Raw genomic sequence first — 13,318 nt, forward strand, 5'->3', positions numbered from 1 at the left:
GGGTTTGGGTTAGTCTATTTTTAAAAAAGAATAAGACGTAATTCAAACATGTTCAAAACAGGAATTTATTGGTTTGTATGTTTTCTCACTTTTAGCCTTAATGCGCACAGTGCTGATAGCCCGAATTTCAGCTTCACCCCAGCGGAATTAAGTCAGCAATTAACACAAAAAACAGTACGTCAAATATATCAAGACTCTACCGGTTATATATGGGTTGTCACCCAAGAAGGTATAAGTCGCTATGATGGCTATCAACTCCTTAGTTTTGTACACGACCCACGCAAGCCCGATAGCCTAAGCTCAGATAATGTTCGAGCGATACTTGAAGATCATAAACAGCGCTTGTGGATTGCTACTGATGGAGGTGGCTTAAACCTCTTCAATTCGGCCAAACAAACCTTTTCTCATTGGAAAGCCACAAAAAATTCAACCAATTCACCCACTTCAAACAGGCAACAGTCACTATACTTAGATTCTGAAAATAATATTTGGCTAGGTTATCGAGATGGTAACTTTAGTCGTTTTAACCCAGACAATATGTCGTTTGAGCATTTCGATACGCGCACACTTCTACCCGAGCTAGAAAAAGACGCAGCAATCACAGCAATCATTGAAGATGGTCAGTGTATTTGGTTAGCCACTGACGGAAATGGGTTACTTAAGCTCGACAAGCAAACCAATACACTAATACGCCTGCATACAGGTGCCACCAATCCATTCTTTAGTGATCGACTAACTCAACTATTCATTGATGTACAACAACGTTTATGGATAACCAGTCATGATGCTGGGATCAGTATGCTGGATCCACAGCGCTTAAAGTTTACTACTTGGCAGCACAATGAAAATCAGCCTAGCAGTATCGCGGCTGATTTAGTTCACACTATTTATCAAGATCAGAAGCAACGTATTTGGTTAGGAACCGAAGCGGGAGCGAGTCTTTGGAACGGACGCAATAAATTCACTAGCTACAATACAGAAGATGGCTTAAGCGATAATAAAGTGTTGTCGATTTTGCAAGACCCTTCTGGGTTGATGTGGTTCGGGACATATAACGGCATTACGAAGAATATCGAGGTGCCGTTTGAGCATATTGATAGCGGATTAGCTAGCAATGTTGTACTTGGTTTTGCTGAAACAAAGTCATCCACTGGTGAGCGGGCTATTTGGGTCGCAAGTTATGGGGGCTTAACGCGTCTTAATAGCCAGGGCGAAGTCAGCGCGGTGATTAACAAAAGCAGTAAACCCGCTCTACAAGATGCAAGGGTTATGACAGTGCGTGGTGATAACAATCTACTTTGGTTTGGTACCCGAGGCAGTGGATTAGGGCGACTTAATGTGGATACGATGAACATCGAGACCTTTGTCCATGACCCGGACAATCCCAATAGTTTGAGTTTTAACGGAGTGACTAGTGTATTTCCTGATAGTGCGGGCAATATATGGGTTGGTACGTTCGGTGGAGGCTTAAATTACTTACCCGCAGGAAGTACTGATTTTGTTCATTACCGAGCAGATGAAAATAATCCTAGAAGCCTTAATAGCGATAGAGTGCTCGCAATGTATCAGTTGCTAGATGGAACGATAATTGTTGGGACTGTGGCCGGCATCAATGTTATGGATCCAGTCACGCTTGATTTTGATCATATAGAACACCAGCCTGATGATTTTGATAGTTTATCTGCTCCCATGGCGTGGGCCTTTTACCAAGACGCCAAAGCGCAATTATGGGTCGGAACCCAAGGCGGTGGTCTCAATAAATGGTCTGCCCAAGACAAAGCTCTGCTTCACAATCACTTCACCCGTTATGACAGTTTTAGTGGCTTACCCAGTAGTCATATCTATGCAATCTTACAAGATGATAGAGAGCACTTATGGCTGAGCAGTACAGCGGGTTTAACCCGTTTGAACCCAGATACAGGGCACGTACGTCATTTCGATACCTCCCAAGGCTTAAAAGACAGTGAGTTTAATTTTGGTGCAGGTTTTAAGGACAGCCAAGGGGTCATGTATTTTGGTGGTAATGCCGGAGTTGTGCGTTTTCACCCTGACGATATCAAAGACAGTGACGTGGTACCGCCCGTGGTCTTGGTACGCATTAAAAAGTTAAATGAGCAGGTATGGTTTGATGTGCCTTACCAACGTTTGCAAGGCTTAGAGCTTGACTACAAAGATTATTTTATTTCTTTTGAATTTGCCGCGCTTGATTTCAATGCCCCTGGTTTAAATCAATATCGTTACAAGTTAGAAGGTCTGGATCCAAATTGGATAGAGCTAGAGTATCGGCGGCTGGCGACGTTTACTAATCTCCCCGCAGGTGACTATGTACTGAAAGTGCAAGCCAGTAACAATCAGGGTTTATGGAACACCCAAGGTGTTTCGTTACCCATTAATGTGTTACCACCGCCTTGGAAGACCCTATGGGCCTATGCACTTTATGGCCTGATTGTTTTACTAATCATGCTGAATATTATCTGGCGATATCGGCAAAAACGTATGCGTGAGATGAAACAGCTGATTGAACTCGAAGAGAAGGTAGAAGAGCGCACTAAAGAACTACGCCATGCTAATACTCAGCTTGAACACTCCATGGAAGAAACTGAAAAAGCCCGTAGGTTAGCCGAACAAGCGAGTAAAGAGAAAAGTGACTTCTTAGCCATTATGAGTCACGAAATTCGTACCCCAATGAACGGGGTATTGGGGATGACCGAGGTACTGCTAAGTTCTGATCTGAAGCCAAAACAACAACATTTTGCTCAATTAGTTTATCGCTCTGGTAGGCTATTGCTGGACTTACTCAACAATATTTTGGATTTCTCAAAGCTGGAGGCCGGCAAGGCCACGCTGGAGTCTGTGCCAGTTGACTTAGAAGCCCTTATTGAGGAAGTGACGGATCTATTTAGTGAAGCCGCTTATAATAAAGGGCTGAATATAAATGCCATTTTATCACCAGAACCCTTACCGCAAGTGTATGCGGACCCTGCACGATTACGCCAGATTATTGCCAACCTAACCAGTAACGCAATCAAGTTTACCGAGCGCGGGGAAGTGAACGTCAGTATTAAGCGTGTCGCCTGTCACAATATTCTTTCAGGTGGGGATGATGCCGGTGTTCAACATAGCGGTTTTGTTTTCTGCGTTCAGGATACAGGGATTGGTATGGCGCCAGATCGCCAGCAAAAAGTATTTGAAATGTTTACCCAAGCGGATGCATCAACCACGCGGAAATACGGTGGTACTGGACTCGGTTTAGCCATATGTAAGCAATTAACTGCCCTAATGGGAGGTAACTTAGGTGTACAGTCTAATATCGGTGAAGGCAGTCGCTTTAGTTTGGAAGTTGATCTCCCCCTGACGGCAAACCCGCTGGCGCAACTTGGATCGATTGATAATTGCCCGACGGTGCACTTGGTCAACCTAACGGGAGGCTTAGGCCAATCAATCGAGGTTATGCTTGGAAAATTAAATATAAAAGCGGTGCACGTACAGCGCGTTAAATCTGAGTTAGCCAGTGCTAAAAATGGCTTATGGATCAGCCAAGCTGAATATGAGCGTACTTTGTTAGAGGCTGGGATCCCCTTGTCGAACTGGATCTGTTTACTTCCCACTTCACAGTGGCAGGAGAATGACACACGAAACATATTGCCATTGCCAGTGCACTTTAGTGGCTTACATAACAGCATAAGTCGCGCTTTGGGTATTGAAACTGAGGAGCAACAGCGTCTAGATGACGACCTTCGAAATCACCAGCGGTTTGAAGCAAATATTCTGGTAGCAGAAGACAGCCTCACCAACCAGGAAGTCGCTAAAAGCATGTTAGGTCTCTTGGGGTGTGAAGCTTGGCTTGCTGACAATGGTGCAGAGGCGGTTGAGCAAATCAATCTGCAACGGCCTGACCTAGTGCTCATGGACTGCCAAATGCCAGTAATGGATGGTTATGCGGCTACCAGAGCAATCCGTAAAAATTGGCCTGATATTCCCATTGTCGCGCTCACAGCTGGGATGGGTGACAATTTACGCCAACAGTGTTTGGATGCCGGCATGAATGACGTTATGTCTAAACCTTTTTCGTTGCAAGAGTTAGAGCAAACACTGCTTCGCTTTTTGCCTGTACCTAGCGGGCAGAAATCTAGAGATGTTTTTGAAGCGCCGACGTTACCGGAGCACACTTCACCGGATAAAAATAGCGGCGAAGCGTTCAAGGTAAATCAACAAGCGCAAACTCATGACCAAACAGAGGCGCTTGATGTCGTGTCAGAGCGTGCGCCAAATGAGCCTGATCCTGTTGAGCAAGATACTCTACTGGATATGTCAACAGTCGAAACGTTGCGCAAAATTTCCCAAGACACAGGCAATCCAGTGTTTGAGCGAGTACTCGACGCATTCAAGCAAGAGGCCGAAAAACTCGTTTCTCAGTTGGTTGGGCAAGTACAGCAAGAGCCCCTCGATTTCTTAACGATTGGTGAAACAGCGCATGCGCTTAAGTCGATGTCGGGGAACGCTGGGGCAAAAGCCTTATACGAATTGTGTAGAGAGCTAGAGGAAAAAATGAAGAATACTCAAAGTGATAATATTCATTCTTTAGTTCAGCGCATTCAGTTGGCGTTTACTACTAGCAGCGAGAAATTGGAGACATTCAGACATGTCGAATGAGGCAAAAGTTAACATTCTCGTTTGTGATGATGACCTAACAGCGCGGATCTTAATGAAAGAAACGCTAGCGAGCGACAGTATTGAGGTCATCGAAGCCGAAAATGGCCAGCGGGCAATTGAGCAGTTCGAAAAGCATTCACCAGCGCTTCTATTGCTTGATGTGTCGATGCCCAAGATGAATGGCTTTGAGGTGTGTGAACATATTCGTGAGCACAAGAAAGGTAAACATATTCCTATCATTATGGTAACGGGCTCTGATGATCTGGAATCCATTCATAAATCCTATGCGGTAGGCGCAACAGACTTTATCGCTAAACCCATTAAATGGCCCATTTTGGGGGAACGGGTTAAGTATATTTTGCGTGCCAGTCAGGCATTCGCTGATTTAGTGACGCAACAGCAAGAGCTTCATCAATTGGCATTTTATGACTCGTTAACTGGGCTACCTAATCGCCAATACCTTATGCAGGATTTACAACGTTTTTTAGCCATGGCCCAGCGTAATCATTATCAGGCTGCCATGCTATTTATCGACCTTGATCGCTTTAAGCGTATCAACGACACCATGGGGCACAGCTACGGCGATAAATTGTTGCGCAAAGTGGCACATCGTTTACAGGCCAATCTGCGGGACAGTGACACCTTTGCTCGTGTGGGCTCAGAACAATCTAGCCAAGAACCGCAGTTGTCGAGTTTTGGTGGGGATGAATTTACTATATTTTTAAGCCGATTAAACGATCCTAACGAAGCCATGCTGGTGGCAGAGCGTGTGATACGTAGCTTTAGTACGCCATTTCAATTAGAGCAGTTTGAAGTTGTGGTCACCCCAAGTATCGGCATTTCAATGTTCCCTAATGATGGAGATAACGCCGAAACCTTGCTTAAAAATGCCGACACTGCCATGTACTTTGCCAAACAGTCTGGCCGTTGTTGTTATAAATTTTATCAAGACTCAATGAATGCTAAGGCGGCAGCACGTTTGCAGTTAGAGCAAGATTTGCGCAGAGCGCTTAAGAGCGACGAGATTGTACCCTTTTATCAACCTCAGATTTGTGCCCAGTCAGGGCGTATAGTCGGGGTGGAAGCGTTAGTGCGTTGGCTTCCAGCGAAAGGAGGGATTATCCCACCGGATGAGTTTATTCCTATTGCAGAAGAAACTGGCCTGATAAATGAGTTAGGCCGTTTGGTGTTAGAGAGAGGGTGTTATCAAGCGAAACAATGGTTCAATGAAGGCAATCCTGTACGTATGGCAATCAATGTGTCGGCTCATCAGTTTAGGCAATTAGATTTTACCCAAGTCGTAGCAGACGTATTACGGCAATCTGGCCTTGCCCCTGAATTACTGGAGTTAGAGCTGACCGAATCGGTGATTATGAGCGATGCAGAAGAAAATATAGCTCGCTTGATTGAATTAAAAGCCTTGGGTGTTTCATTAGCTGTTGATGATTTTGGAACTGGGTACTCGTCATTAAGTTATTTGAAACGCTTTCCTATCGACATACTCAAAATAGACCGCTCATTTATGTGTGATGTTAATTCAGCTCCCGATGATTTAGCGATAGTCGAGGCGATACTTGCGCTGGCAGAAAGTTTGAAGCTCGGGGTGATTGCGGAAGGAATTGAGTATGGAAGCCAGATTGCCATTTTGAAAAACACTAAGCAATTATTATTACAAGGTTACTTGTTTTCACGCCCTGTTGCAGCGGAATATATTTCGCCGTTGCTTAACCAAGACTTTAACCATTTGATGCCAGGATTATGATTCAAAGCTCTCCTGTATTTTCCGCCTTCGTTGAGGATATTGAACGTATTAGATTGTATGTTGAAAAGCCCAATGTACCGCTTGTGGCTGAGTTGCAGCAGTACGTTGCCGCAACTGAGTTTCAATTCGATATTGTGCTATTGAGTTCGGCACTAACGGATAATGACACACCTGAGCAATATCTAGGTGGCGCGCTGTTAGTCGCATGCGACTCACAAGAACATGCACTAACCCTGACAGAAGAGTACGCTTTGTTAGAACAACCAGTGCATTGGCTGGTCGAAAATACTGTTGATTTGCAAAACAATCAGTTAATCCCAGGGCATCACTTTGTTGATTGGCGAGCCGCTGGTGTGCTAACCATGATGCTAAGCCAATTGAAACAACAAGCTAATATTCACCAAGACAAGGTGTACGTGGAGCACAAGTTAGCTTTGTTATCTGATTGCTTGGGGAGTTTATCGCTTACGTTAAGCGCCGATGGCACGATTAAGCACATTAACCAAGAGTTAATGTTGAAAATGGGTACTAAGGGGCTTTCCGCCAAGGGACAACGCTGGCAGACCAGTCTACCTATACCGTCGAGTACGGCGAAGACGCGAATGCAGCAAATTTTAGCGGACTTAAGTCATACTCACTCAATGACTAGGCTTCCTCCTTTTCCTATTCAATTAGATAAAACCGTATTGATGGTCGATGGGGTCGCAGGGCCGCTTCCTAACGATGAAAGTTTGCTTATTTTACGGCAAGTTGCCCAGTGGCAGAGTCATGAATGGGTTGAACAATTAAGTGAGCAAAGCACACCCGTCACCTTGTTGCTGGTTAACCCGGACGACTTTGCCGAATTAAACCGAATGCATGGGCGAGAAGTCGGCGACCAAGTGCTTGAAGAGATCATGCAATGTATGTTCCAGGTACTTCGCGCAGATGATTTTGCCAGTCGATATAGCGGAGCCGTTTTTGCAGCTCATTTACCCGAAACTAATGAACAGCAAGGCCAAGTGCTAGCATCACGCATGCTACAGAAACTGCGAAGTCAGGCTTTTTCAAAAAAGAAACTCAATCTTGCGTTTAGTTTTGGACTTGCTACCTTGGACTCTGAAGAGCTTTTAGGTGAGCAATCACCATTGGAGTTATTCAGACGAGCCAATGCAGCTCTTCAAGCTGCCCGTAGCATTGGAGGCGGGAAGCTAGTCAGTTGGCAGCCTCAGTTTGATGCTAATATTTTGGCCAACCTTGACCGTATGAGCGGCAAGTTTTCTCAAGCCCCCAGTGACGATTTCAGGTTAATGAACCTTCAGTGGGATATTATTCGCCTAATCGGCAGCACACATTCTTTACAGACATTTTCATCGCAAGTATGCCAGTTGCTGGCAACCGGGCTACAGAGTAAGTTTACCGGTTTGTATATGCAGCAAGGTGCGCACTTTAAGTGTCTGTCATCTCGCTTGACTAGCTCTGACATTGATGAAGATACCATTCACCAGTGGGCCAAAACACATATTAAGCTGGCCCCTAACGGGAGCAAGTTAGTACAACCAACGGCTGCGCTTGGTTCCTTTCATTATGTGGTCATTCCTTTAGTTACGCGCAGCCATTGTGTCGGGTTTCTATTGGCATGCTGGGAGTCATCCGCTCAAGAAAGTGCCAAAAAATGCGCTGAACAACTTGCCCAGGTCACCCCAAATTTAGCGGCGGCAATTGATCGAATCATGTTACTAGAGCAAGACGAAAATAGGCGTGTTGGTGCGGATAAAGAGCTATCAGGTGAGCACGAATTGTTGTTTGAATCACCTGCAATGCGTACCTTAATGCAACAAGTTCAATTAGTGGCCCCCACGGATGCATCTGTGTTAATTATCGGTGAATCAGGTACGGGTAAAGAGGTGATCGCTCAGCAGATCCACAATCACAGTTTGCATCCTGATAAACCATTTATAACGGTTGATTGCTCGACCATTGTAGAACACCTTATGGAAAGTGAGTTGTTTGGCCACAGACGTGGAGCCTTTACTGGGGCAACAAGTGATCAACCGGGTAAAATTGCGCAAGCAGACGGCGGTACTTTGTTTTTAGATGAAGTAGGCGAGCTACCACTGGATATTCAATCAAAGTTACTGCGTTTTGTGCAGGAAAAAACGTTCGTTGCTGTGGGTGACCAGAGGGTGCGTAAGGTGGATGTACGCTTGGTTTTGGCGACCAACAGAAACTTACCTGATGAGGTGGCACAAGGGCGTTTCCGAGCCGATTTATATTATCGTATCAATGTATTTACTTTAAATCTGCCTGCCTTGAATGAGAGGGGAAATGATCCGCTCATGCTAGCTCGACACTTTATTCAAAAGTTTGCCCGCCAATATAATAAAGATATTAGCGACTTTTCTACCGCGTCACTGGGTAAGCTAGAGAAGTATCACTGGCCTGGAAACGTGCGCGAATTACGTAACTGCATGATGCGAGCGGTCATTTTGTGTTCAGAAGGATATATAGAGCCAGAGCATCTTATTTTACAAGAACCATCAGATGATAATGTGGTACCGATTAAACCAAATGTCGCGTCAATTCCATCGATTAACGCCTGTGACGTAAGTGAAGTTCAAAGTGAAGAACTAAGACAAGTCGCCGTGCTGCTCACTGAAGTGGTTGCGCTGGTAAAACAGCAAGCCAAGGTGTTATCCGTGAGTAACTGGTTAGAAAAACAATGGTTGAATCAATGTGTTTTAAAATGGGGGAGTTTATATCAGGTCGCACAACAGTTAGCTCAATCCGAATCTACCATTCGCAGACGCTACGCTAAGCTCAACAAACAAGATTTCAGCCAAGATGAGTTATCTCCATTGACTGAGCGTTGCAATCATTTGTTTGAGAGTATGCTTGATACCGAGACGCATAATACTTTGTGGCCAAGTATAGAGGCGACATTGCATCAAATAGTCATTCAACAAGACGTAAGTCAACAGCAGAAAGCCAAACTGCTAGACGTGACGCAGCCTACCTTACGCAAAATTATCCAACAATCTCAAGGGTGACCAAGTCATTCTTGGGTTTATATCTCGCACCCACACCTACACTTAATTCTTCTCTCAATTGTGTATATCGAAACATCATGCAGATTGTTTTTATGTTCAGGCGTGATATTTGCATTTCACTTATTAAGAACGACTGACTAGTGATCTAGAGCGCTTGGTAAGATAACGAGGATTCATTCAACAAACAGTCTTCATTCTTGGCCGAATAGGGCCTGCTTGGCATATCTGCCACTTTATCAATGTTTACTCGGTAATAAATTATCTGCTCTAACGCTTGTTAATTAGGCTTCAATAGTTTGTCAGGTGTATGCCTTTGACGACATGCTCACGAGGGAGTGAATCAAATGTGGAGCCACACGGCAATACAAGGTATCCGAATGGAAAAAATCACACGCTTACTGTTGGTTATGTGGGTCAGTGTCTTACTCATTTTGGGAGGCAGTCTGCACGCGGCGCCGGACGGCGGGTTTGCACTAGATACCAATATTAAGGATGGTATGAATGTACCGGCCTACACGTTGATCGACATCAAGGGAGTGGGTGATAAAGGCGCAAAGATCGATGTTAAACTGCTCAAAGATGGCGCGACGGTCACCATGGCCAGAGCAACAATAAATGACGCAGGAAGCTGGCAGGTATCGCTGCGCGAACAGCCCCCGAGTGGCCCTTATCAGTTGATCATCAGCGACGGTAAACACAGTCAGTTCGTTAATGACCTGTATGTGGGCAAGCGCGATCTTCAGGCACGTAATCCAATGGGCCGGATTATTCTCTCTACGCGTTTGAAAGATAACATGCATTTACAGCCATATGAGGCAATACAGGTCAGTGGATTGGCAGAGCCTGGGCGAAAGATTGATATAAAGCTTAAAAGAGAAGATGAAACCTTGACCATGGCCAGAGTACAGGTGGACGGAGCTGGGCGCTGGCAAGTGACCATGGCAGGGCAAAAAGCGGGTGGACCGTTTTCGCTCACTGTTACTGATAGCACACACTACCAAACCGTCAATGGGATCATCATAGGTCACGCAGACGTTAAAGCAGCGCCTGAGGTCAAACAGGTACTGGCATCAAATACGATAAAAGAGCAAACCGCAGATAAAGTTGAGCCTGAGCTCCAAGGTATTCAAGAAGAGAAAAAACCGAACCAGACAAAACCGAACCAGACAAAACCAACAATACCTGAGCCACCCCCAGTGAAAAAACCAGTTTCTGAGCCTGAAGAAGCCAAAGCGGTAGCGGCAATTGATAACAAAGTAGTACCGATAAAAAGAGAGTTTTTTGAGCCGAAATTTGATGATTTAGCATGGCCACTAGTCAATTTAAATGCATTGGAAAGTGTGCCGAACAATACTCCCTTGGTTGCGCGTAAGCATGTGCACTTTGCGATTGAGCCAGAAGAAGTTAGCTTGAGTGTGGGCCAAGCGAATCAAATTGAGCAAATTTACATAAATGGCCAGGCGTTAGATAGTGATGAGTGGCAAAGTAACCCATTAAAAATCAAAGTGCCCAGTGACTGGTTTCGTTCTGGAGATAACGTGATTGCCTTGGTGTCTTTGCAAGAGTGGGACAATACACGTTTTATCGGTAAGTCAGGTCGCTTTAATTTAAGCATTGACCAATTTAATCTAGAGCTATCGAACAATTGGAGTGTGTTTCATTCTGGACTTGAAAGTTTATGATGTAAATTTGACACCAATTCCATTAAATAATTAACCACTCTGTGAAAATTTAATGGAATTGGTATGAGGCTTAAATTTGGCCCTTTTAAGCACGATATTTTCCTGAATTGAAAATAATTTAACCCCTTTTCAGTGGCTCGCGCGTTACTTCTTTAAATCACAGGAGAATAACGATGCACACAACTATTGATTTAGCTTCAAGGCCCGCTTTGTACTTTAATGGTCAAGCGATAGTCCGCACGACAGGTACTATACTCTTGGCCGCCTCAGTAACGTTCGGCTTGTTTGTTGCCATGCAAAAACTGATCGAAAACAACCAAAGTTCAACAACACCAGAACCCGCATTACCAATCATTACTTTGTTTCAAAATATAGACGATAGCAAAGTGGTGGAGAAGCCAAAGCCTTTGCCTAAGCCCAAGCCTATACCGATCCCTAAGGAACAAGTTAAGCCGCAAGAAGAGGCGCCAGACAAATCGGTTTTGCTCTCGAAGTATGTTCCCGATATCACCATTGCTAGCCCGTCAGACCCAATTGGAACACAAATTACCTTGAATGAAGGCGAGGCGAGACCTGTGGTACGAATTGAGCCCAAATACCCTGCACAAGCAGCTAGGGATGGGATTGAGGGCTGGGTTAAGCTGAAGTTCTCTATCGGTACAAGAGGCCAAGTTTTGAATATTGATGTGCTTGAAGCACAGCCCAAGCGCACATTTGACCGTGAAGCTAAGCGGGCTTTGGGAAAATGGAAATACAAACCACAAGTTGTAGGCGGAAAACCTCAGCAGCAAGATGGCATTACTGTCGTTTTAGATTTCAAGCTATCCCAGTAAATTAGGATCTGGCATAGTGGACTCACATCGTTGGCATGGAAAGTACACCTGAAAAGGGGAAGCGATTGACGATAAACATGATGGTAAAATCTTGGTTTACTCTATCAAGCACTAATGAAAGCTTGATGACGCGCTATTCGCATTCTGGTGATCAGGCGCTCTTAGTAAAATTATATGATGCTTGTGGTGATGATTTGTACCATTTTTTATTGACCTTATCTGATAGCTCACTGGCAAAAGATATTTGCCAGAAAACGTGGCTTAAAGTAATGGAAAAAAGGCATATGTACCAAGATTCAGGATTGTTTAAAGCGTGGTTATTTACACTTGCGCGCAATCTGTTGATGGATGAATATCGTGCTGTTCAACGCCTATCGTCAATAGATAATGTACATGATCTCCCGGGAGAGACGCTTGACATGAGTGGTTCGATCTTAGGTGTTTTTGACAAGGCCTTGATGTCTTTGCCTTTTGCGCAGCGCGAAGCTTTTTGTTTGCAGCAGGAAGGGTTTAGTTTAAAAGAGATAGCGCAGATCACACATAGTGAACACGAAACAATTAAAAGCCGTCTTCGTTATGCTAAAGCAACGTTGCAAGTGTTACTGAAGGATTTTGCTGGAGATGCATATGTCTGAGCGCAATGATTGGGAGAACGACCCGAAAAACGATCAAGCGACTGAGTCAATTAATCGTTTGTATCAGCAGCGTAAAGCCCAGTTTAAAGCACCACCGGGTATCAAGCGCATAATGTTAAGTTCACATGATTCCCGCCATTGTGTGAATCAACTTGGTCGACGAATGGGGCACATTGCGCTTGCCGCTAGCACGTTCTTATTAATACTGATTACGTTTTGGCATCATATTGTATGGGAGGGTTCGTCTGAAGAGTTTGCTCAAGCGAGTTATACGCAAGTGACACTGCACTCTTTAGCAAATCACAAACAATCGGAAGTCATTTCAGAACGATTTGCTCAGCACTATGCTGATTATTTGGCGCAGCGGGAGCTCTTGGTTATGCATCATCAAAAACACGCAGTACTCGCCCAATTGAATAACGGTTGGCAGCTTAAAACTTGCGATGCACAGATTGTCAAAGTGGCACAAGATTTAATTGATGCACTGCGCAGTATTCATCAAATAGAAGGGCACTTTAGTCGAGGGGATTTAGTTGCCGTGAGGTTTGACAAGAATGGCATCATTTTGGGGATAGAGCACAGCGAGCAATATCAGCATTGCTAATTTATATATTCGCTTTATCAACTTTTCATTGAAAGTCTTTATCTGTCTAGCTAGTTTTTGAATGTAAGCACAGCAGATACCATTTCATCACTGTCGGTAACAAACTTGTGTAAGCTATAA

At 44.5% G+C, this 13,318-nt stretch carries 7 protein-coding genes; all 7 read left to right on the top strand.

The annotated features are described in order from the left end of the window. Positions 1-48: 48 nt before the first annotated feature. The 7 genes from FX988_RS16765 (at position 49) to FX988_RS16795 (ending at position 13,198) form a co-directional block, all read left to right on the top strand. Complete coding sequence (locus FX988_RS16765; RefSeq protein ID WP_160181250.1) at positions 49-4,653, top strand: hybrid sensor histidine kinase/response regulator; 4,605 nt, start codon at positions 49-51, stop codon at positions 4,651-4,653. Further along, a complete protein-coding gene (locus tag FX988_RS16770; protein ID WP_160181251.1) occupies positions 4,643-6,415 on the top strand; it encodes an EAL domain-containing protein in 1,773 nt (590 codons plus the stop codon). Before FX988_RS16765 ends, FX988_RS16770 begins: the two co-directional genes overlap by 11 nt. After that, positions 6,412-9,444, top strand: a complete 3,033-nt coding sequence (locus FX988_RS16775; protein WP_160181252.1) for a sigma 54-interacting transcriptional regulator — start codon at positions 6,412-6,414, stop codon at positions 9,442-9,444. Before FX988_RS16770 ends, FX988_RS16775 begins: the two co-directional genes overlap by 4 nt. Before the next feature lie 377 nt (positions 9,445-9,821). Next, positions 9,822-11,126, top strand: coding sequence for a DUF1533 domain-containing protein (locus tag FX988_RS16780; RefSeq protein ID WP_160181253.1), 1,305 nt, complete (start codon positions 9,822-9,824; stop codon positions 11,124-11,126). Positions 11,127-11,299: 173 nt separating this feature from the next. Continuing rightward, the gene (locus tag FX988_RS16785; RefSeq protein WP_160181254.1) at positions 11,300-11,959 is read left to right on the top strand and encodes an energy transducer TonB; all 660 of its coding nucleotides are present in this window, start codon (positions 11,300-11,302) and stop codon (positions 11,957-11,959) included. Positions 11,960-12,036: 77 nt separating this feature from the next. Continuing rightward, positions 12,037-12,594 carry a sigma-70 family RNA polymerase sigma factor gene (locus FX988_RS16790; RefSeq protein WP_368361435.1) on the top strand — a complete coding sequence of 186 codons (558 nt, stop codon included), beginning with the start codon at positions 12,037-12,039 and terminating at the stop codon, positions 12,592-12,594. Then, on the top strand, positions 12,587-13,198 hold the full coding sequence (locus FX988_RS16795) for a hypothetical protein (protein ID WP_254700647.1): 612 nt from the start codon (positions 12,587-12,589) through the stop codon (positions 13,196-13,198). The genes FX988_RS16790 and FX988_RS16795 overlap by 8 nt, the downstream gene beginning before the upstream one ends. Positions 13,199-13,318: the final 120 nt, after the last annotated feature.

This window comes from Paraglaciecola mesophila, assembly GCF_009906955.1.
GTDB classification, from domain to species: domain Bacteria; phylum Pseudomonadota; class Gammaproteobacteria; order Enterobacterales; family Alteromonadaceae; genus Paraglaciecola; species Paraglaciecola mesophila_A.